A 21,457-nucleotide genomic window follows, 5' to 3' on the forward strand; every position below is an offset into this window, starting at 1 on the left:
CGGTTTTGCGCTCAGCGTTTCGTGGTGCGCTTGAACACCCCAGCCGCCGTTGCGATCAGGGTTCCGTCGTCGCTGTGCAACTCTCCGGTCACATAGGCCAGCGTGCGCCCGCCACCCGTTGCGCGCCCGGTGGCCGTCACGCGCCCCTGACGCACCGCCGCCACATAGCTTGTGTTCAGTGACAGGGTCAGAACCAGCGGATGTTCGTCCCGGTCGAACCAGGCCGAGGCGGTGTTGCCGCAAGCCACGTCCAGCAGCATGGCGATGATGCCGCCATGCAGGATGCCCTGGCTGTTCAGGTGATCCGACCGGATGGTCAAATGGCACCGGGCATGGCCGTCGGGGTCGGACAGATCCACCTCGAACCCGATCGCGTTCTGACAGCCCGACCGCCGGACCTTTGGGTCGTCTTCAGGCCGCGCCGAGTGCAATGAACCGCTCCAAATGATAATCCGCGTCGCCGAATCTGTGATCCGACATGACGATCCGCTTGGCAATATGCGCCAGCTCATATTCCTGCGTCATGGCGATGCCGCCATGCATCTGGATCGTTTCCTCGGCCACCAGCCGGCCCACCCGCGACACCAGGTTGCGGGCCGCGGCGATCTGCCGGTCGCGATCGGGTGCTTCAAGGTGACCGGCCGCGTTGATCACCGCCGAGCGCGCCTGCTCCAACTCGATCAGCATATCCGCGAACCGGTGCTGCAGCGCCTGAAAGGTCCCGATCGGGCGGCCGAACTGCTTGCGCGTCATCAGATATTGCCGTGTCAGGTCCACCGCGCTTTCCATCGCACCCAGAACCTCGGCGACCAGCGCGACATTGGCTGCGGCCACAACGTCCATCAGCGGCTCGAACGCCTTCCCCGCGGCGCCCAGACGCGCGGTTTCCGGCAGGCGCACATCGTCCAGAGTGACCTCGGCCGCGCGGCCCCCGGCCAGCATCGGATACCCGCGCAAGCCCAGACCCGGCGTGCCAGCAGGCACCAGAAACAGCGAAATGCCGTCCAGATCGAACGGCCCGCCCGTTTCGCGCGCGGAAACGATCAACTGCCCGGCGGCCTCGGCATTCACGACCACGGCCTTGCGCCCGTTCAGGATCAGGTCCGTGCCGTCGGTCCGCACGGTGGTTTCGACCCGGCTCAGGTCATACCGGCTGGCAGGCTCACCATGCGCCAGCGCCAGATGCAACGCGCCCGAGATCACCTGATCCAGCAGGGCCCGCTGATCGGGGCTGCCCACCTGCGCGATCAGCCGACCGCCCAGAATGCAGCTGTCCAGAACGGGCTCGACCACGCCGGCGCGGCCCAGTTCCTCGAACACGGTGGCGATGTCAAAGCCCGCCCCGCCGAACCCGCCATCCGCTTCGCCGAACAGCGCGCCCAGAACGCCCAGATCGGCCAGTTCGCGCCAGATGTCGGCGCTGAACCCCGCCGCGCTGTCCAGAATGTCGTTGCGCACCGGAGTCGTATATCGGTCGGCCAGATAGCGCCGCAGCGTGTCCTGCAGCATCTGCCGTTCTTCGGTCAGGTTGAAATCCATCTCAGCCCCCCATCTTGACCTTGGCGATGATCCCGCGCTGAATCTCGTTCGACCCGCCGAAGATCGACAGTTTCCGGTTGTTGAAATACTGCGCGGCGACCGGCGTGGCATAGTCCGGCCCGATCGGGTCGTTGTCGCCTGCCACCGCCTCGGAGGCGAAAGGCATCGCATAAGGCCCCACCGCGCGGCGGGCCAGGTCGTTGATCTCCTGCCGGATGATCGTACCCTTGACCTTCAGCATCGAGCTTTCGACCCCCGGTGCCTGTCCGGCCGCAGCCTTGCTGATGATGCGCATGTTGGTGGTGGCCATGGCCATCAGGTCGATCTCGACCCGTGCCAGCCGGGCGGCGAAATGCGGGTTCTCGATCAGGGGGCGGCCATTCGCGGTTTCGATCCGGGCAATCCGCTTGACCATGTCCAGCCCCGCCTGGCTGAAGCCGACACCGGCGATGTTGGTGCGTTCATGCGTCAGCAGATACTTGGCATAGGTCCAGCCCTTGTTCTCTTCGCCCACCAAGTTTTCGACCGGGACGCGCACATCGTCAAAGAACACTTCGTTGACCTCGGGCGTTCCGTCCAGCAAGACGATGGGGCGCACCTCGATCCCCGCCGTGTTCATGTCGATCAGCAGGAACGAGATCCCCTCCTGCGCCTTGGCCTCGGGGTCGGTGCGCACCAGGCAGAAGATCCAGTTGGCGTATTGCGCCAGCGTGGTCCAGGTCTTCTGGCCATTGACGACATAGTGGTCGCCGTCCCGCACCGCGCGGGTCTTCAGCGAGGCCAGGTCCGACCCGGCACCCGGCTCGGAATAGCCCTGGCACCACCAGTGTTCACCATTCAGGATGCGCGGCAGGAAATACTCCTGCTGTTCCTTCGAGCCGAATTTCTGCAGCACCGGGCCCAGCATCGACAGGCCAAACGGCACGATGCGCGGCGCAAAGGCGGCGGCGCATACCTCCTCGAAGATATGGCGCTGAACCGCATTCCACTCGGCGCCGCCAAACTCCTTCGGCCAGTTGAAATTCAACCAGCCGCGCTCGTTCAGCGTGGCGTGCCACCACTCATACCCTTCCTTGCCGATGTTCCGGCCAGCCCGGATCTTGTCCGAGATCTCCTTGGGCAGCTTTTCGGCCAGAAAGGCTCGAACCTCGTCGCGAAAGGCCTTCTCCTCGTCCGTATAATTCAAGTCCACAGCCGCCCTCCTCCTCGATGCGATCGGAACCTTGCCTGCTCGGCCCTACGGGCCGGGCAGCGCCGGGCCGGCCCTCGATGGGCTGGCCCGGCGCCCCTTGCTTCAATAGATCTCGAACAGACCAGCCGCGCCCATGCCGCCGCCGATGCACATGGTCACGACACCCAGCTTGGCCCCGCGCCGCCGCCCTTCGCGCAGCAGATGGCCGACCATACGCGCGCCGGTCATGCCGAATGGATGCCCGATGGCGATCGAGCCGCCGTTCACGTTGCATTTCTCGTCATCGATCCCCAGACGGTTGCGGCAGTAAAGCGCTTGCGAGGCGAAGGCCTCGTTCAGCTCCCACAGGTCGATGTCCTCGACGCTCAGACCATGCCGTTCCAGCAGGCGCGGCACCGCAAAGACCGGGCCGATGCCCATCTCGTCGGGCTCGCACCCCGCCACGCAGAACCCCTTGAACGCGCCCATGGGCTCCAGCCCCCGACGCTCGGCCTCGGCGCTGTCCATCACGACCACCGCAGCCGCGCCGTCCGACAGTTGGCTGGCATTGCCGGCAGTGATGTAGTTTCCGGGGCCGCGCACCGGCTCCAGCGAGGCCAGCCCTTCCAGGGTCGTGTTCGGCCGGTTGCATTCATCCTGGTCCACGGTGACCTGCCGGTGCAAGACCTCGCCCGTCTCTTTGTCCTTGACCGCCATGGTGGTCTGCATCGGCACGATTTCGTCGTCGAACTTGCCCGCCGCCTGCGCCGCCGCGATGCGCTGCTGCGACCGCAGGCCGTAGGCGTCCTGTTCTTCTCGGCTGATGCCATAGCGCTCGGCCACGATGTCGGCGGTCTCGATCATCGTCATGTAGATCGCCGGCTTGTGCTCCTGAATCCACGCCTCGGGCACGGGGCGGGTTTTTGGCTGGACCAGCGAGATGCTCTCGACCCCGCCGGCCACGATGGGGCCCGCGCCGCCCTCGTTGATGGCCTGCGCCGCCAGCGCCACGGTCTGCAGCCCCGACGAGCAGAACCGGTTCACGGTCATGCCCGAAACGCTGACCGGCAGCCCGGCCCGGATGGCGATCTGGCGGGCGATGTTGCTGCCGGTCTCGCCTTCGGGGAAACCACAACCGATGATGCAATCCTCGATCTCGGCTCCATCCAGCCCCGAGCGCGCGACCGCAGCCTGAACCGCGTGGCCGCCCATCGTGGCGCCGTGGGTCATGTTGAACGAGCCCCGGAACGACTTGGCCAACCCGGTGCGTGCAGCGGATACGATTACGGCTTGTTTCATTATTGGGCGTCCCTGTTCAGATCATCAAAGCTGCGGCCCTCGGCCACCAGTTTTTCCAGCAGCGGCGCGGGTTGCCAGAAATAGTCATCCTCGGCCGACCAGGCGCGGATGTCGTCCAGAATGCCCGGCAGGCCCTGTAGATCGGCCCATTTCAGCGGCCCGCCGCGATAGCGCGGGAACCCATAGCCATAGAGCAGCACCACATCCAAGTCCAAGGGGCGGCGGGCGATGCCCTCGCCCACCACCTTGGCGGCCTCGTTGACCATCGAGACCATATATCGCCGCACGATCTCGTCATCCGTGAACGTGCGCGGGGTGATGCCCTGCGCCGCGCGGTCGGCCGCGATCAGGTCCAGAACCTCGGGGTTCGGCGTGCCGCCGCGCTTGCCTCTTTCATAGACATAGAAGCCCTTGCTGGTCTTCTGCCCGAAATGCCCGGCCTCGCAGAGTTTGTCGGCATAGCTGCTGTCGCGGGCGCGCGGGTCCAGCCCCTCGGCGCGTTTGCGTTTGCGTACCGCCCAGCCGATATCCAGCCCGGCCAGATCGGACACCGCGAACGGCCCCATGGCAAAGCCGAAATCGGTCAGCGCCTTGTCGATCTGGAACGGGCTTGCCCCGTCCAGAACCATGTGGTCGGCGCAGGTGCGATAGGTACTGAGGATCCGGTTGCCGATGAACCCGTCGCACACCCCTGCGCGCACCGAGACCTTCTTCAGCCGATGCCCCAGCGCAAAGCCGGTTGCGACCACCTCGGGCGCGGTCTTGTCGGCCACCACGATCTCAAGCAGCTTCATCACATGCGCGGGCGAGAAGAAATGCAGCCCGATCACGTCCTGCGGCCGCGTGGTGGTGGCGGCGATCTCGTTGACGTCCAGATACGAGGTGTTGGTCGCCAGAACCGCCCCGGGCTTGCAGACCACATCCAGCTGAGAAAAGACCTGCTTCTTGACGTCCATATCCTCGAACACGGCCTCGATCACCAGATCGACGGCGCTCAGCGCGTCATACCCAGTGGCAAGCTGCAATTGGTCCGACAGGATCGCGTCGTGCTGCTGCTGGCTGATCTTGCCGCGCTTCAGGGCCCCTGCCAGGTTTCCGGCGATCCGTTCCTTGGCCGCATGGGCGGCCTCCTGCGTCATCTCCAGCAAGGTCACGGGCAGACCTGCCAACAAGGCAGCGGTGGCGATCCCCGCGCCCATCGTGCCGCCGCCGATGACCCCGATCTGATGCACCGGACGCGGCTCGACACCCTTCAGTTCGGGCAGTTTGCCCACGGCGCGTTCGGCAAAGAAGGCGTGGATCAGGCCCTTGCGCTGATCCGATTCCATCAACTGCATGAACAGTTCCCGCTCGCGCGCCATGCCCTCGGCAAAGCTGAGCGCCTCGCAGGCGGCTTGCACCGCGCGCACGGCAACGGCGGGGGACAGCTGGCCCCGGCCCTTCTTCAGAACGGCCTCGTAGACTGCATCGAAATCGACGGGGTCCGGCGCGGGCATCTCTCCGACCGCGCGGCGGGACGCACCCGAGTCAAGCAGCTCCTGCGCATAGGCCAGCCCGATCTCGCGCGGGTCGCCATCCTGCATCTTGTCGATCACGCCCAGCTTCAGCGCCTCGTCGGCGCGGACATGGCGACCGGTTGTGATCATGTCGAGCGCGGCCTCGACCCCGGCCACGCGCGGCAGACGCTGGGTGCCCCCGGCACCCGGCAGGATGCCCAGATTAACCTCGGGCAGGCCGACCTTGGCCGAGGGAACCGCGATGCGGTAGTGGCTGGACAGCGCAACCTCGAGCCCGCCGCCCAGTGCCGTGCCGTGCAGCGCCGAAACCACCAGCAGGGGCGAGGCCTCGATCCGGTCGCACAGGCCCGGCAGCCAGGGCTCTTGCGGGGGTTTGCCGAACTCGCGGATATCGGCCCCCGCGAAATAGGTCCGGCCCTTGCCGTAGATCAGCACCGCCTTTGCGCGCTCGGCCTCGGCCCGTTCGATTCCGGCCAGCAGGCCCCGGCGCACATCCACGCCAAGCGCATTGACCGGCGGGTTGTTCGCCGCCAGCACCGCGATATCGCCAATCCGTTCGTATTCCACCGCCTCGGACATCAGACTTGGTCTCCTCTTGCCAACCCCAGCTTGTTCCGCATTGCGGAACAATATTCCGCAACAGATTGAACCCGTCCGCGCGCGGGTTCAACCCCTTATACCCGACTGCGCCGCCGGGCCGCATTTCTTGCCGGCGAGCAGGCCCCAAACAACTTGTGAACCGGATCGCGGAAAACCGTGCTAGGCTTTGCCCACCCGGCCAATGAATTCGGCCCGGAACGAAAACAGATTGCAGAACAGGGAGTTTTGAAATGTGTGACGTTTGCGTAATGAACGCGGTGAAAGACCGGATGCTGTCCCGCCGTTCCTTTTTCAAGGCTGGCGCAGCGATGGCGGCAGGCACGGCGCTTGGGACGGTGGCTGCCCCACCAGCGCTTGCGGCCGGCCATGGCGAGGTGCTGGACATGACCCATGTCTACGATGCCGATTTCCCCACCTATTTCGGCCAGCCGGGGATCGAGGCGACACAGGCCTTCAATTTCAAGGAACATGGCTTCAACCTGTTCAACCTGGCCGTCAACGAACACACCGGCACGCATGTCGATGCCCCGCTGCATTTCTCGGCGGATGGGCAGTCGGTGGACGAAATCCCGGTGTCGAACCTCGTTTGCCCTCTGTGCGTGGTGGACATTGCCGCCCGCGCGGCCGAGGACCCGGATGCGCAGGTGACCCCCGACGATCTGAAGGCGTGGATCGCAGCAAATGGCGACATCCCCGATGGCGCCTGTGTCGCCATGCATTCGGGATGGGCCGGGAAAACCGCGACTCCCGAGTTCCGCAACGCCGACGGCGACGGCAAGATGCATTTCCCTGGCTTCCACGTCGAAGCGGCGCAGATGCTGATCGAAGGAACCGGCGCGGTTGCTCTGGCCGTCGACACGCTGTCGCTGGACCACGGGCCATCGGCTGATTTCGTGACGCATTACGCGTGGCTGCCCACCAACCGCTACGGCATTGAGAACCTTGCCAATCTCGACAAGGTGCCCGCCAGCGGAGCGACGCTGGTGGTCGGCGCGCCGGCCCATCGTGGCGGGTCGGGCGGCCCGGCGCGCATCTTTGCGATGGTCTGAGCATGGCAACGGTTCGCCTGTTGACGGACGAAGAGGTCAGCGCCGAGGCGCTGGCCGTCTTCGATGAAATCCGCGCCACCCGCAACACCGATTACATCAACAATTTCTGGCGCGCTCTGGCCCATGACCCGGCGCTGCTGAAAGCGACGTGGGAGCGGCTCAAGACCGTCATGGCTCCCGGCGCGCTGGACCCGTTGATGAAGGAGATGCTGTATGTCGCGGTCTCGGTCGCCAACAATTGCGAATACTGCGTGCACTCCCATTCGGCCGCGGCCCGCTCCAAGGGCATGACCGATCAGATGCAGGCCGACCTGCTGGCGGTGATCGCGATGGCCAGCCAGACCAACGCCCTGGCCACCGCTTTGCAGGTGCCGGTGGACGACCAGTTCAAGGTCTGAGGCGGCGCCTGTCGGGCCAGACTTGCACCAGATGCACAGCGGCTATTCCCTCAAGTGTCTAGCTGCACTGCAGCATCAGGTCTAAATCTCTTTGGTCACATACAGACCAGAGAGGCTCCGCTCATGGCACAGACAAGCACGCACCGCCCGGCAATCCTGAACCTGTTTTCGGCCGTCGCCGATGTGTTCAGCGGCATCTATGATGCTTTGATCCGCATGGGCGAAGCAAACGCCAAGGTCATCAAAATCAAGCAACTCAGCGAGTTGACCGACGAAGAACTGGCTGCGCGCGGCCTCAAGCGCGAAGACATCGTTCGCCTGGTCATGGCGGGCGTCTACTAAGACACGCCCGCACTCTGCATTTCGGCCACGGCCTGCGCGGCCTTGGCATAGGCGGCTTTGCACAGGTCAAAGTCCGCTTCGGTCAGCGCCAGGGACGGATAGGTCTTGCCCGGCGACTTGAACATCCCGTTCTGCATCAGAACCGCGTTGAACCGGGTTGCCCTTACCGTGTCCGCGCGGACCACATCGCGATAATCCCGCACCTTTCCTTCCGTGAACACGATTTCGAACAGGGTCGGATCGCCGATGACGCGGTGGGCGACCCCCTGCTTGGTCAGCGCGGCCGAGGCCATGTCCATCAGACGCTGACCATTGGCGCGCAGCCGGTCGTACTGACCGGGGCGGCGCAGCACTTCCATCGTCTTGAGCCCGGCCACCGCGGCCACCGGATTGCCCGACAGGGTCCCCAACTGCATCAGCCATTTCTCAGGTCCAACGGCGGATTTGTCGAAATGGGCCATGATCTCGGCCCGCCCGGCGATTGCCGCCAGGGGAAAGCCGCCGCCGATGATCTTGCCCAGCGTGGCGATGTCGGGGGTCACGCCATACAGCTCCTGCGCGCCGCCATAGGCGAAACGAAACCCGGTCACCACCTCGTCGAAGATCAGCACGATGCCGTACCTGTCGGCCTCGTCCCGCAGAAGCTGCAAGAAGCCGGGTTCGGGCGGGATGATGCGTTGCAAGGGCTCGACGATGATGCCCGCGACCTGGTTGCCGTGCTCGGCCAGCAGCGATCGGATGTAGTCCGGGTCGTTGAACGGCGCGATCAGCATTTCGGCCTGAACGCTGGCCGGTATGCCCGCGCTGTCGGGAACCGCCTGCGGGAAATTCACCATCCGTGACGGGGCCAGGCTCATTTGTGCCTCGGCGCTCATGCCGTGATAGCCGCCTTCGAACTTCACGATCTTGTCGCGGCCGGTAAAAGCGCGGGCCAGCCGGATCGCGTACATGTCAGCCTCACCGCCGGACGAGACATAGCGGATCTGATCGGCGCAGGGCACGGCGGCGCAGATCTCCTCGGCCAGCTCGACCGCGCGCGCGTTGTTGGCGAAGAACGTCATGCCTTTGGGCATCTGTTCGGCGACGGCCTCCAACACCTCGGGGTGACCATGGCCCAGCAGCATCGGCCCCGAGCCGATCAGCAGGTCGACATATTCCTTCCCGTCTTCGTCCCAGACGCGGCTGCCCCGGCCCTCGCGGATGAAGACCGACGGGTCGAAATTGCCAAAGCCACCGCCGGGCAGCACCGCGCGGGCGCGTTGGCCCCAATCGGATTGGCTGAGATGTCGCGGCATGGTCGCCTCCCTAATCCAATATTACGTCCGGCGCGCCCAGGTATTCGCGGTCGGGCGCAACGCCCAGGCCGACACCGTCAGGCGGCGCGATCCGGCCGCCCTTGCGGGTCGGGCCATCGGGGGCCAGCCGCGGCACGACATAGCCCGACAGGTCGCACACATTCATCAGGCGCGCCGGTTCGGTAGCCGCGCCCAGATGCAGCAGGGCGGCTGTGGTGATGTCAGACCCCCAGGTGTCTTCGACGCACATCTTCGCCCCCAGATGCAGGCACAGGTCACGCGCGCGGCGCGCCGCCGACAGCCCGCCGAATTTCGACAGCTTCACCGCGACCGCGTCCATGCAGCCCAGCGCATGGGCAGCCAGCAGGCTGGCGGTGTCGTGTGCGCATTCGTCCAGCTTCATCGGCAGGCCGGTGGCGGCGCGCACGCGGGCGCAATCCTCGATCGTAGCACAGGGTTGTTCCAGCATCACGTCCAGATCCGCGACCGCCCGCCCCACCCGGCTGGCATCCAGAGACGTGGCGCCGCAGTTCCAGTCGCCATAGACCAGCGGGCCGTCGCCCACCGCCTCGCGCACCAGACGCAGGCGTTCGACATCGGCCTGCCAATCGGCATCCGCGCCCAGCTTGACCTGGAACTGGGTGATACCCTGTGCCTGCGCCTCGTGGGCGATGCGGGCCATCTCGGCCGGGGCGATACAGGTGATCGAGTGATAGAGCGGCATCGTCTGCGCCTGCCGCCCCCCCAGCAGCGCGTGCAGGGGCAGCCCTGCCACCTGCCCCGTCAGATCCCACAGCGCGATGTCGATCGCCGATTTGGCATAGACATGCCCCGGCAGGTGCCGGTCCAGCCGCGCCATCAACGCCTCGGGTCCGATCGGGTCGGCGCCCAGCAGAACCGCGGCCATTTCCTGCACCGCTGGGGCCACACCGCGCGCATAGGCGGGCAGGTAATGCGGAATCGGGCAGACCTCGCCCCAGCCGATCAGATCGTCATCGGTGTCCAGCGCCAGAACCACCGTTTCAACCGTGTCGCAGGCCTTGCCGTCAGCCATGTAATAGGCCTGATGGCTGGTCAGCGGCACATGCCAGAGCGAAATGCGGGTGATGCGGGTCATTGGTACACGGCCTTTGGTTCCCCCAGTGCATCTTCATCCGGGGCTACGCCGAGGCCGGGGGCCTGGGGCAGTTCAAGATGGCCCTGACGGTTGCGCGGGCCGCGCCCGCCCGCGAGGTCCAGCGTCAGCATGTCCTGACAGGCCCAGACGCCCAAGCGGTTGTGGTCGGGGATGGTGGCGGCCAGATGCAGCGCCTCGGTGTCGGCCAGAACCGAGCCGCCGGTGGCCATCACATACATGTCGATGCCATGCGCCAGCGCGATGTCCCGCATCCGCGAAGCCTTGGTCAGGCCGCCGACACGGTTGAGCTTGATCCCAAAGACCTCGGCCAGCCCGTCGCGGGCAATGCGTGTGGCGTCCTGCAGGGTGACCAGGCTTTCATCCACGCTGACCGGGGCGGAATGCAAGGCCCGGATGGCGGCAATGTCGTCCAGCGTCTCGCCGGGTTGTTCGAACATCACGCCCAGATCCTCGGTGGCCTTCATCACCCGCAGCGCCTGCTGCCGCGTCCAGGCGCGGTTGACGTCATAGAGGATGCGCTCACCCGCCGGGCGGTGCGCCTCGACATCGCGGATGCGTTCTATGTCGCGATCCACGTCGCCACCCACTTTGACCGAATGCACCCAATAGCCGCGGCCGCGATAGCGATCCATCACCGCGCGGGTTTCGTCGACGGTCTTGGCCCCGACCGAGGAGGCGATCGGCGCGGGGCTGCGCGACCCGCCGCCCATCAGATCGGCAATCGGCAACCCCGCCGCCTGTCCGGCAATGTCCCAGCAGGCCATGTCGATCGGCGACTTGGCATAAAGATGCCCGGGCAGCGCGTGGTCCATCGCCCGCTCGACCGCCAAAACCCGACGTGGGTCCAGCCCCAGTACGAAGGGCGCCATGGTCTCGATCCCCGCCCGGATGCCCGGCCCGTGCGCGGGCACATAGGTGTGGCCCCATGGCGTGCCCTCGCCCCAGCCGGTCAGCCCGGCATCGGTTTCGATCTTGACGAAAGTGGCATCCAGCACCTCGAATTTCAGACGTCCGCCGGACAGCCAATAGGGGTGTTCAAGCGGCAGATCGACTTGAAAGACCGAGATGCGGGTGATCTTCATGCGGCGTCCATCCTGGGCAGGTCGTTCAATCCCTCGCCCCGCCACAGTACGAATGTCAGGATCGGCTGATCCCCCGTGGACATGGCATGGCTTTGCCAACTGGCGTGCAACCGCGTGCCCTCAGCGCCAATAAAGGCCCGATCTCCTTCAACCTTGAAGACCGCGCCACCCGCCAGCGTCAGGTAAAGCTCCTCGGCCTGATGGCTGTGCCAGTCATAGTCCAGCCCGCCGCCCCAATAGGCGACATAGCCCCGCAGCTGGGTCGAATGGAAATGACCGGTTGGCCCGAACAGCTCGAAATACCCGTACCGATTGCGGAAATCGGCACCGACCTCTGCCTCGGTATAGGTGCGTTTCCAGTGGGCAAGATGCGCCGCCGACCGGATCGCCTGAACCAACCCCGTTGTCCGGGGTGATCCGGGTTGATCCAGCGCCTGCACCAGTGGTGTGGCGGGGATCGCCCGCGGTTGCAAACCGGTTGCGGTCAGGTCGGTGGGCCAGGTACCGAATTCGGACAGCGCCGGCAGGGTCTGATGCAGGTGCCGCGCGGCTTCGAGAACGTTTTCCAGGGTCATGGGATCACAACGATGTTGCCGGTATGATGCTTGTCGATGAAGGCCTGCTGGGCCTCACGCAGCTCAGTCAACGGGTAAGTGGCGGCCAATGCTGGCTTGATTTGCCCGTTTTCTATGTATTTCACGACATCAAAGAAGTTCTGCGGCGTGTTCACGGTTGACCCGGTGAAGGTCAGATCGCGCAGATAGAAGGTGCGCAGGTCGAACTGCACGATCGGACCGGCAATCGCGCCCGAACAGGTATAGCGCCCGCCACGCTCCAGCATGTCGATCAGTTTGGGCCACATCTCTCCGCCCACGACGTCGGCGACGACGGTGATCCGTTCGCCTTTCAGCTCGGCCCGCAAGTTTCTGGGGTTGCGCGGCAGAATGCGATCCGGGCCCAGTTTGGCGACCTCGGGGTGTTTGGCCTCGCTGGCCATGGCGATCACGCGGGCGCCGCGCAGCTTGGACAGCTGGATCAGCGCCCCGCCCACACCGCCCGAGGCGCCGGGGATCAGAACCGTATCGCCCCGGCCGACCTGCGCCCTGTCCAACATGCCCTCAGCCGTGACATAGGAACAGCTGAAGGTCGCCAGTTCGGCATCGCTCAGGTCGGAGTCGATCGCCGCCACGCCGCGGATGTCGGCCTTGGTGTATTCGGCAAAGCCGCCGTCACATTCCGAGCCGAAGTACCCGGCCTTGTCGCGGTTCATCGGCTCGGACCAGTCGCGCAGCCAACCCGCCACGATCACCCGCCGGCCGATGATCGCAGGATCGGCCCCCTCGCCCACGGCCACGACCGTTCCGACCGCATCCGCGCCCTGAATGCGCGGGAAGGTCAGGGGCGCGCCGCCCCAGGTGCTGTCGGCGTCATCCAAATCGGAATAGGCGCCGCCGGTGGTCGCCTCGTCCACCGCCTTGGAATACCAGCCGGTGCGGGTGTTCACATCCGTGTTGTTCAGCCCGCAGGCGCCCACCTTGATCAACACCTCCATCGGGCCGGGTGTGGGGGTGGGCCAGTCCTCGTGCCATTCGTATTTGTCCAGATCGCCATGCCCGGTCAGGACCATGGCCTTCATCGTCTTCGGGATCATTCCGCAGCCTCCATCGCGGTGTCGGTGCGGGGCCGGAGGCTTTGCGGGTCATAGGCGGGCGCGCCCAGGATCCGCGCGCGATGCGGCACGCCCGCAATCACCACCTGCACTTCGGTTCCCGGCACATTGGCCTGTGGTTTGACATAGGCAAAGGCAAGGATCTTGCCGACCGTATGCCCGTAGGCCACCGAGGCGGTGGAACCCACGACCTTGCCGTCCAGCAGGACCGCCTCGCCGCCATGCCCATCGTTCTGGCCATCCGGTTCGATCTCCAGATAGGCGCAGACCCAGCGCAGATCGGAGTTCAGGGTCCGGTCCTTGCCCAGGTATTCCTTGTCGGTGCGGGCAAAGCGCAGCACGTCAGCTTCGGCCAAGGTGACCTCGTTGGTCAACTCGCCCGCGCCCTTGAAGGCCTTCTCCATCCGCAGCGCGTTCATCGCGAACGAGCCATAGTCGGTAATGCCATGCGGTGCGCCCGCCGCCCAGAGCGCATCGTAGACGGCCAGGGCGCTGTCACGCGGCATGTGCAGTTCCCATCCCAGTTCACCAGCATAGGACATGCGGAAAGCCCAGAGCTGGTGACCCGCCACGTCGATTTCCTGCGCGGTCAGCCATTTGAAACCGGTATTGCTCAGGTCCGTTTCGGTGCAGGCGGCCAGAACTTCGCGCGCCCGGGGGCCATTGAGGCTGAGCGCGGCCCAGTCGTCGGATCGCAGGATGATATCGACGTTTTCTTCGTCGCGATGCTGGGTCAGGTGGTCCAGCAGGCGCTGTTCGAAGAAGGCGGCACAGACGAGGTAGTACCGGTCCTCGGCCAGTTTGACGACCGTAGTCTCCAGCTCGATCCGACTACGGCGGTTCAGCATGTGGGTCAGCGCGATACCGCCCACCTTTTGCGGCAGGCGGTTGGCGACCAGCCGGTCCAGCAGGACCCGGGCATCCGGGCCGCTGATTTCGACCTTGGTGAAGGCCGAGATGTCCATGATGCCGACCGCCTCGCGCACGACCCTGCATTCGGCGGCGACCATGTCATGCACCACATTGCGGCGGAAAGAATAATGGTCGCGCTGTTCAATGCCATCCTTTGCGAACCAGCGGGGGCGTTCGTGGCCATAGACCTCTTCGAACACGGCACCCTTGGCTTTCAGCCGGTCATACAGCGGGGACGGCTTGACCGGCCGCCCGGCAAGGCGGTTGAAATGCGGAAACGGAATTTCGTGGCGCAGCTTGTAATCCTCATGCGCCTTGGTGACCTGCCAGTCTTTGGTGGCATAGGCCCCGAACCGGCGCGGATCATAGTCGCGCATCGAAATGTCGGCCGCCCCATGCACCATCCACCGCGCCAGTTCGCGCGTCAGGCCCGGGCCCCAGCCGATGCCGATCTGAGTGCCGCAGCAGCACCAATAGTTTCGCACCCCCGGCGCCGGGCCGATCAGCGGATTGCCGTCGGGCGGGTGCGAGATCGCCCCGTGAACCTCGCGCTGGATGCCCAGATCGGCGAAAATCGGCATCCGGTTCAGGCTTTCTTCCAGCCACGGCATGACCCGGTCGTAATCGGCGTCGAACAACCAGTTTTCATAATCCCACGGGCAATGGTCATGCCAGACCGAGTTCGAATTCTCCTTTTCGTAGATCCCGATCAGCCCGCGCTTCTGCTCCATGCGGATATAGCCCGAGACCTTGCGGTCATCGCGGATCACAGGCAACTCGTGATCGAGGTCCTGGAACTGTGGCACCGGTTCGGTCACGAAATAGTGGTGGGTCATCGAGGTCATCGGCAGTTGCAGGCCAGACCATTCGCCCATCTGCCGGGCATAGGCGCCGCCCGCATTCACCACGTGTTCGCAGCGGATCGTGCCCCGTTCGGTCTCGACCACCCATTCGCCATTGGCCGCCTGGGTGATGTTGGTGGCCCTGCAGCGGCGGATGATCCGCGCGCCCAGCTGACGCGCCCCCGCCGCCATGGCCATGGTCACGTTCGTCGGGTCCACATGCCCGTCATCCGGCGTATGCAGCGCGCCCAGAACCCCGTCGAGGTTGTAGAACGGGTGCAGTTCGGCCACGCGGTCGGGGCCGACCAGTTCGATGTTGAAGCCCAGCGACCGGCCCACCGACAGGGTGTGGCGCAGCCAGTCCATCTCGTCTTCGGTATAGGCCAGCCGGAACGAGCCGCATCCATGCCATGTCACCGCCTGCCCGGTCTCGGCCTCGAGCGCACCGGAATAGAGCCCGATGTTGTAGTCCACGCACTTGCCCAGACCAAAGGAACTGGTCGAATGGGTGATCTGCCCGGCCGCATGCCAGGTGCTGCCGCTGGTCAGCTCGGCCTTTTCCAGCAAAACGACATCCGTCCAACCCTCGTGCGCCAGATGATAGGCCAGACCCACGCCCATGACACCTCCGCCCACGATCACTACGCGGGCCTGTGACGGCAGTTCCTTCCCGGACATGATTTTTCCTCTCACCGAGTCGCATTTCTTCTCGACAGGCTAAGGCCACATTTGTACCATCGTCAATCATGAATGACACAAATGTATCAACCACCGTTCTTGACCAGCTGACCCGTGAATGGGACGCCCTGACGCCCGAGGCGCAGAAGGCCGCCCGCTATGTGCTGGAGAACCCGGCGGATGTGGGCGTTTCGACCGTGCGCGAGATCGCCGAGGCCGCAAACGTGAAACCCAACACCTTCGTCCGCATGGCGCGGCAGGTGGGGTTCGAGGGCTACGAGGATTTCCGCGCGCCATTCCGCGACGCCATCCGCCGAGGCACCGTGTCGTTCCCCGACCGCGCCCGCTGGCTGCAGGAGATCGGCAAATCCGGCGAGCTGGGCGGGCTCTATGCCGACATGGTCGGGGCCGCGATCCGAAACATCGAGGAAACCTTCGCGGGGATCGATGCGACCCGGCTGCAGGCCGCGGCCGAGGCGATCTGGACATCGCGGCAGGTGTTTACGCTGGGCGTCGGCGTCAACAACGCGAACGCGCGCAACTTTACCTATCTGGCCTCGACCGGGATGAAGCAGTTCCACGCCATCCCCCGCCCCGGCTCGACCCCGGTGGACGATCTGGCCTGGGCCGGCGAACAGGACGTGCTGATCGCGATGACCTGTCACCCCTACCGGACCGAGGTGATCGAGGCGGTGAAGCTGGCCCGCGAACAGGGCATGACCGTGGTCGGCATTTCCGACAGCCCCGCCAGCCCGGTCATTCTGAACGCGCAACATGGGTTTGTCGTCGCCGCCGACACGCCCCAGTTCTTTCCGTCATCGGTTTCGACCATCGCGCTGCTGGAGACGCTTCTGTCCTTCGTGGTCGCCCTGTCCAGCGATGAAATCGTCGAGCGTGTGGAGCGGTTTCACCGCCGCCGGCACCAACTTGGCCTCTATGCGGAGGAGCCTGAATGACCGCACCGCTGACCCGATCGTTGGAGGCCCGCTATTACACCGACCCGGCGATATTCGAACGGGAGAAACAGGGCCTTCTGGCCCGCACCTGGCAATTTGCCGGCCATGTGGCGCAGGTGCGCGAGCCGGGCGACTACTTCGCCTTTGAAATCGCAGGTCAGAACCTGTTCTGCATCCGCGGGCGCGATGGCGAAATCCGCACCTTCTACAATGTCTGCCAGCACCGCGCGCATGAGATGGTGACCGGGGCCGGCAACACCCGCGTCGTCGTCTGCCCCTATCACGCGTGGACCTATGAACTCACCGGGCAACTTCGCGCCGGGCCGAACATCAAATCGGTTCCGGGCTTCGACCGCAGCGCGATCTGTCTGACCCCGGTGCGGACCGAGCTGTTCAACGGCTTCATTTTCGTCAACCTCGACGATGACGCCGCCCCGATGGACGACTGGTACCCCGGCGTGCGTGCGGAAATCCGCGCCTTTGTCCCGCAGATCGACGATCTCGAGCCGCTGGAATGGGTCGAAATCCCCGAAAACTGCAACTGGAAGGTCAGTATCGAGAATTACTCGGAATGCTATCACTGCCCGACCAATCACCCGACCTTTGCCACCGGTGTGGTCAAACCCGAGACCTATGACATTCAACCCGACGCAGGCGGCGGATACGTCCTGCGCCATACGACCGAGTGTCAGAGCCTCGACAAGATGACCTATCCCATCGACCTGACTGTTCCCCATGCGGGCGACTATCAGTCGTGGTTTCTGTGGCCGATGTTCTCGTTCCAGTGCTATCCCGGCAATGTGCTGAACACCTATCACTGGCGCGCGCAGGATGCCGATCACTGCACCGTCTGGCGCGGATGGTACACCGAGGGCGGGTCCGAAAGCGCGGTGATCCGCCAACTGGCGGTGCAGGACCGGGAAACCACGGTCGAAGAAGACATCCGGCTGGTTGAAAGCGTGCATCGCGGCCTGAAATCGCGCGGCTATCGCCCTGGCCCGCTGGTGCTGGACCCGGCTTGCGGCGTAATGTCGGAACATTCGATCGCCCGCTTGCAGCAATGGATGCGCGAGGCGGTGGATACAGATGCAAGCGGAGTGGACGATGGCCGACATCTTTGACGAAGACCTGTTTCTGAAGGGACTGGCGCAGCGCAAGGCGACGCTGGGCGACGAATACGTGGAAAAGAACCTGGCCGCGGCGGATGATTTCACCCGCCCATTTCAGGAGGCCATGACAGCCTGGTGCTGGGGCTTCGGTTGGGGGGACGAGGTGATCGACCCCAAGACCCGCTCGATGATGAACCTGTCGATGATCGGCGCCCTGGGCAAGATGCACGAGTGGGAGATCCACTGTCGCGGAGCCCTGAACAACGGCGTCAGCAAGGAGGAGATTCGGGCGATCATCCATGTCGTCGCTATCTATTGCGGCGTCCCGCAGGCGCTGGAATGCTTTCGCGTGGCGCGCAAGGTTCTAACCGAAGCCGGTCAGCTTTAGCCGGTTCCTGCCCCGAAGATCGAGATCGCCCGCCCCCGTGCGGGTTTTCTCATGTCGGCACAAATACGTTACTGAATTTCGATTTGGCGCACGATTGCGTTACATTTTCCTTGCCGCGAATCACTTCCGGGCGTATTACCCGACCAAGCGGTCACTTATTGACCCGGACGCAAGACACGAGGTTCCGACGCATGGACGCTTTCATCTGCGACGCACAGCGCACCCCGATCGGACGCTATGGCGGGGCCCTGTCCCAGGTTCGCACCGACGATCTGGCCGCGATCCCGCTGGCTGCGCTGAAAGAGCGGAACCCGCAGGTGGACTGGGCCAGCCTGGATGACGTGATCCTGGGCGATGCCAACCAGGCCGGCGAAAGCAACCGGAACGTGGCGCGCATGGCCGCCCTGCTGGCCGGTTTCCCGGTTAAAGTGCCCGGCACCACGATCAACCGCCTGTGCGCCAGCGGCATGGATGCGGTCGGCATGGCCGCACGCGCCATCAAGGCGGGGGACTATGATATGGCGATCGCCGGTGGCGTCGAAAGCATGTCGCGCGCGCCCTTCGTGATGCCCAAGGCCACCAGCGCCTTTTCCCGCGCCAACGCTGTCTATGACACCACGATCGGCTGGCGTTTCGTGAACCCGAAGATGCAGCAGATGTACGGCACGGATTCAATGCCGCAGACCGCCGACAACGTGGCCGAGGACTATGACATCAGCCGCGCAGATCAGGATGCCTTTGCCGCGCGCAGCCAGGCCCGCTGGGCGGCCGCGCATCAAGCCGGCGTTTTTGCCGAGGAAATCACCCCCGTCACCATCCCCCAACGCAAGGGCGACCCGCTGGTGGTGGACACCGACGAACATCCCCGCCCCGGCACCACGACCGAAAAGCTGGCGGGGCTGAAGGGCGTCAACGGGCCGGACAAGACGGTGACGGCGGGCAATGCCTCGGGTGTCAATGACGGCGCCGCGGCCATTCTGCTGGCCAACGAGGCCGCCGCGCAGAAGAACGGTCTGACTCCGATGGCCCGTGTCGTGGGCATGGCGGTTGCCGGGGTCGAACCCCGTGTCATGGGGATCGGCCCGGTCCCGGCCACCCGCAAGGTGCTGGCCCGCACGGGGCTGAGCATCGAGCAGATGGATGTGATAGAATTGAACGAGGCCTTCGCCGCCCAGGGTCTGGCCACCCTGCGTGAACTTGGCGTGGCCGATGACGCACCCCATGTGAATCCTAATGGCGGCGCCATCGCCATCGGCCATCCGCTGGGCATGTCCGGCGCGCGGCTGGTCATGACGGCGGCCTATCAGCTGCGCCGCACCGGCGGGCGCTATGCCTTGTGCACCATGTGCGTGGGCGTGGGCCAGGGCGCCGCGCTAATTCTCGAACGCGTGTAAGGGAGGAGACCCGACATGTACGCTCAGATGATCAAGACGGCAGGAACAGGCGTCAAATCCCGCGAGGAAATGACCGAGCAGGAACGCGCCTTTCAGGACAAGATCGACGCCGACATCAAGATCGAGCCCAAGGACTGGATGCCCGACGACTATCGCGCGACGCTGATCCGCCAGATCGGCCAGCACGCCCATTCCGAGATCGTCGGCCAGCTGCCCGAAGGCAACTGGATCACGCGCGCGCCCACGCTGGAACGCAAGGCGATCCTTCTGGCCAAGGTGCAGGACGAGGCCGGGCATGGCCTGTACCTGTACTGCGCCGCCGAAACCTTGGGCGTCAGCCGCGACGAACTGACCGAGATGCTGCTGGACGGGCGGATGAAATACAGCTCGATCTTCAACTATCCAACGCTGAACTGGGCCGATATCGGCGCGGTGGGCTGGCTGGTCGACGGCGCGGCGATCATGAACCAGGTGCCGCTGCAGCGCACCTCGTACGGGCCGTATTCGCGGGCGATGATCCGCATCTGCAAGGAAGAAAGCTTTCACCAGCGCCAGGGCTATGACGCGATCCGCAAGATGGCCGAGGGCACGCCCGAACAGCGCAAGATGGCGCAGGACGCGCTGAACCGGTTCTGGTACCCGGCGCTGATGATGTTCGGCCCGTCCGACAAGGACTCGGTGCATTCGGCGCAGTCGATGGCGTGGAAGATCAAGATCAACACCAATGACGAGCTGCGCCAGAAATTCGTCGATCAGACCGTGCCGCAGGCCGAGTTTTTGGGCCTGACCATCCCCGACCCGGACCTGAAGTGGAACGAGGAGCGCGGGCATTACGATTTCACTCAGCCCGACTGGTCGGAATTCTTTGACGTGATCAAGGGCAACGGCCCCTGCAACACCGACCGCCTGGCCGCCCGCAACAAGGCCTGGGACGACGGCAAATGGGTGCGTGACGGTCTGCTGGAACATGCCCGCAAGAAACGCGCCCGCAAGGTCGCAGCCGAATAACCTGCCCGATAGGAGGACACCTGATGAAAAACGAATGGCCCCTGTGGGAAATCTTCATTCGCGGCCAGCACGGCATGAGTCATCGCCATGTCGGCTCGCTGCACGCGCCCGACGCCGAAATGGCGATCAAGAACGCCCGCGACGTCTATACCCGCCGCAACGAGGGCGTCTCGATCTGGGTGGTCGAGGCCAACAACATCACCGCCAGTTCGCCCAGCGACAAGGGCCCGTTGTACGAGCCCAGCGAAAGCAAGGTCTATCGTCATCCGACCTTTTTCGACATCCCCGAAGAAGTGGGGGCGATGTGATGACCCGCGACGAGGCATTCCTGCAATTCCTGCTGCGGATGGGGGACAACACGCTGATCCTGGGCCATCGCGTCAGCGAATGGTGCGGCCACGCGCCGGTGCTGGAGGAGGACATCGCGCTGGCCAACACCGCGCTGGACCTGATCGGCCAGACGCAGATGTGGCTGGGCCTGGCCGGAGAGGTTCAGGGCGAAGGCAAGTCCGCCGACGATCTGGCCTTTCTGCGCGACGCCTGGGATTTCCGCAACGTGCTGCTGGTCGAGGTGCCCAACGGCGATTTCGGCCGCACCCTGATGCGCCAGTTCCTGTTTGATGCCTGGCACTCGATCATGCTGGGCCGGTTGCTGAAGTCGTCTGACGACCGGGTCGCGGCGATTGGCGAGAAGGCCAGCAAAGAGGTCGCCTATCACCTGGAACGGTCCAGCGACACGGTGGTCGGGCTGGGCGACGGCACCGAGGAAAGCCACAGACGCATGCAGGAGGCGCTGGATTACCTCTGGCCCTATGTGGGCGAGATGTTCGCCAGCGACGAGGTCGATGCCGAGATGGCCGCCGCGGGCATCGCCCCCGATCCGGCCAGCCTGCGCGAGGAATATGACGCGCTGGTTCGGCGCGTGCTGACCGAAGCCACCCTGAGCATTCCCGACAGCCGCTTTGCCCACAAGGGCGGCCGCGACGGGCGCATGCATACCGAACATCTGGGCCATCTGCTGACCCAGATGCAATGGCTGCAGCGGGCCTATCCGGGCGCAACCTGGTAAAG

The 21,457-nt window shown here is 64.8% G+C and carries 21 protein-coding genes; 10 read left to right on the plus strand and 11 right to left on the minus strand.

The window, feature by feature from the left end; genetic code table 11:
- Positions 1–11: 11 nt before the first annotated feature.
- The 5 genes from ACR0NB_RS09930 to ACR0NB_RS09950 form a co-directional block, all read right to left on the minus strand.
- A complete protein-coding gene (locus ACR0NB_RS09930; RefSeq protein ID WP_480775539.1) occupies positions 12–431 on the minus strand; it encodes a PaaI family thioesterase in 420 nt (139 codons plus the stop codon).
- Positions 412–1,539: an acyl-CoA dehydrogenase family protein gene (locus ACR0NB_RS09935; protein WP_480632596.1), complete on the minus strand. Its 1,128-nt coding sequence runs from the start codon at positions 1,537–1,539 to the stop codon at positions 412–414. The genes ACR0NB_RS09930 and ACR0NB_RS09935 overlap by 20 nt, the downstream gene beginning before the upstream one ends.
- Position 1,540: 1 nt before the next feature.
- Positions 1,541–2,731, minus strand: a complete 1,191-nt coding sequence (locus ACR0NB_RS09940; protein ID WP_480775540.1) for an acyl-CoA dehydrogenase family protein — start codon at positions 2,729–2,731, stop codon at positions 1,541–1,543.
- Between the two features lie 102 nt (positions 2,732–2,833).
- The gene (locus tag ACR0NB_RS09945) at positions 2,834–4,009 is read right to left on the minus strand and encodes an acetyl-CoA C-acyltransferase (protein ID WP_480775541.1); all 1,176 of its coding nucleotides are present in this window, start codon (positions 4,007–4,009) and stop codon (positions 2,834–2,836) included.
- Entirely contained in the window at positions 4,009–6,105 is a 2,097-nt protein-coding gene (locus ACR0NB_RS09950; protein ID WP_480775542.1) for a 3-hydroxyacyl-CoA dehydrogenase NAD-binding domain-containing protein, read from the minus strand. The genes ACR0NB_RS09945 and ACR0NB_RS09950 overlap by 1 nt, the downstream gene beginning before the upstream one ends.
- A 251-nt stretch (positions 6,106–6,356) precedes the next feature.
- Here ACR0NB_RS09950 and ACR0NB_RS09955 point away from each other — a divergent pair, with 251 nt between their 5' ends.
- The 3 genes from ACR0NB_RS09955 to ACR0NB_RS09965 all read left to right on the plus strand — a co-directional run bounded on the left by ACR0NB_RS09955 (position 6,357) and on the right by ACR0NB_RS09965 (position 7,915).
- Positions 6,357–7,175 carry a cyclase family protein gene (locus ACR0NB_RS09955; RefSeq protein ID WP_170357027.1) on the plus strand — a complete coding sequence of 273 codons (819 nt, stop codon included), beginning with the start codon at positions 6,357–6,359 and terminating at the stop codon, positions 7,173–7,175.
- Positions 7,176–7,177: 2 nt separating this feature from the next.
- On the plus strand, positions 7,178–7,573 hold the full coding sequence (locus ACR0NB_RS09960; protein ID WP_480775543.1) for a carboxymuconolactone decarboxylase family protein: 396 nt from the start codon (positions 7,178–7,180) through the stop codon (positions 7,571–7,573).
- Between the two features lie 123 nt (positions 7,574–7,696).
- Complete coding sequence (locus ACR0NB_RS09965) at positions 7,697–7,915, plus strand: hypothetical protein (protein ID WP_093964526.1); 219 nt, start codon at positions 7,697–7,699, stop codon at positions 7,913–7,915.
- Here the strand turns inward: ACR0NB_RS09965 and ACR0NB_RS09970 are convergent.
- From ACR0NB_RS09970 to ACR0NB_RS09995, 6 genes are read right to left on the minus strand one after another with little or no spacing between them, the layout of a single operon-like run.
- Entirely contained in the window at positions 7,912–9,210 is a 1,299-nt protein-coding gene (locus tag ACR0NB_RS09970) for an aspartate aminotransferase family protein (protein ID WP_480775544.1), read from the minus strand. The genes ACR0NB_RS09965 and ACR0NB_RS09970 overlap by 4 nt on opposite strands.
- 10 nt (positions 9,211–9,220) lie before the next feature.
- Complete coding sequence (locus ACR0NB_RS09975; protein WP_480775545.1) at positions 9,221–10,327, minus strand: mandelate racemase/muconate lactonizing enzyme family protein; 1,107 nt, start codon at positions 10,325–10,327, stop codon at positions 9,221–9,223.
- The gene (locus ACR0NB_RS09980) at positions 10,324–11,430 is read right to left on the minus strand and encodes a mandelate racemase/muconate lactonizing enzyme family protein (RefSeq protein WP_480775546.1); all 1,107 of its coding nucleotides are present in this window, start codon (positions 11,428–11,430) and stop codon (positions 10,324–10,326) included. The genes ACR0NB_RS09975 and ACR0NB_RS09980 overlap by 4 nt, the downstream gene beginning before the upstream one ends.
- The gene (locus ACR0NB_RS09985; protein ID WP_480775547.1) at positions 11,427–12,005 is read right to left on the minus strand and encodes a dimethylsulfonioproprionate lyase family protein; all 579 of its coding nucleotides are present in this window, start codon (positions 12,003–12,005) and stop codon (positions 11,427–11,429) included. Before ACR0NB_RS09985 ends, ACR0NB_RS09980 begins: the two co-directional genes overlap by 4 nt.
- The gene (locus tag ACR0NB_RS09990; protein ID WP_480775548.1) at positions 12,002–13,081 is read right to left on the minus strand and encodes an alcohol dehydrogenase family protein; all 1,080 of its coding nucleotides are present in this window, start codon (positions 13,079–13,081) and stop codon (positions 12,002–12,004) included. Before ACR0NB_RS09990 ends, ACR0NB_RS09985 begins: the two co-directional genes overlap by 4 nt.
- The gene (locus tag ACR0NB_RS09995; RefSeq protein ID WP_480775549.1) at positions 13,078–15,531 is read right to left on the minus strand and encodes an FAD-dependent oxidoreductase; all 2,454 of its coding nucleotides are present in this window, start codon (positions 15,529–15,531) and stop codon (positions 13,078–13,080) included. The genes ACR0NB_RS09990 and ACR0NB_RS09995 overlap by 4 nt, the downstream gene beginning before the upstream one ends.
- A 68-nt stretch (positions 15,532–15,599) precedes the next feature.
- On the opposite strand from ACR0NB_RS09995, the gene ACR0NB_RS10000 reads away from it, so the two are divergent.
- The 7 genes from ACR0NB_RS10000 (at position 15,600) to paaC (ending at position 21,455) form a co-directional block, all read left to right on the plus strand.
- Positions 15,600–16,487: a MurR/RpiR family transcriptional regulator gene (locus ACR0NB_RS10000; RefSeq protein ID WP_480775550.1), complete on the plus strand. Its 888-nt coding sequence runs from the start codon at positions 15,600–15,602 to the stop codon at positions 16,485–16,487.
- Positions 16,484–17,608 carry an aromatic ring-hydroxylating oxygenase subunit alpha gene (locus ACR0NB_RS10005; protein ID WP_480775551.1) on the plus strand — a complete coding sequence of 375 codons (1,125 nt, stop codon included), beginning with the start codon at positions 16,484–16,486 and terminating at the stop codon, positions 17,606–17,608. Before ACR0NB_RS10000 ends, ACR0NB_RS10005 begins: the two co-directional genes overlap by 4 nt.
- Complete coding sequence (locus tag ACR0NB_RS10010; protein WP_170365225.1) at positions 17,592–17,984, plus strand: carboxymuconolactone decarboxylase family protein; 393 nt, start codon at positions 17,592–17,594, stop codon at positions 17,982–17,984. Before ACR0NB_RS10005 ends, ACR0NB_RS10010 begins: the two co-directional genes overlap by 17 nt.
- 191 nt (positions 17,985–18,175) lie before the next feature.
- Positions 18,176–19,378, plus strand: coding sequence for a 3-oxoadipyl-CoA thiolase (gene pcaF / locus ACR0NB_RS10015; protein WP_480775552.1), 1,203 nt, complete (start codon positions 18,176–18,178; stop codon positions 19,376–19,378).
- Between the two features lie 15 nt (positions 19,379–19,393).
- Positions 19,394–20,386, plus strand: a complete 993-nt coding sequence (gene paaA, locus ACR0NB_RS10020) for a 1,2-phenylacetyl-CoA epoxidase subunit PaaA (protein WP_480775553.1) — start codon at positions 19,394–19,396, stop codon at positions 20,384–20,386.
- Between the two features lie 23 nt (positions 20,387–20,409).
- A complete protein-coding gene (gene paaB, locus ACR0NB_RS10025; RefSeq protein WP_005978248.1) occupies positions 20,410–20,694 on the plus strand; it encodes a 1,2-phenylacetyl-CoA epoxidase subunit PaaB in 285 nt (94 codons plus the stop codon).
- Positions 20,694–21,455 (plus strand): 1,2-phenylacetyl-CoA epoxidase subunit PaaC, encoded by a 762-nt coding sequence (gene paaC, locus ACR0NB_RS10030; protein WP_480775554.1) that lies wholly within the window; start codon positions 20,694–20,696, stop codon positions 21,453–21,455. Before paaB ends, paaC begins: the two co-directional genes overlap by 1 nt.
- Positions 21,456–21,457 lie beyond the last annotated feature (2 nt).

This window comes from Ruegeria sp. CG3 (assembly GCF_056537205.1).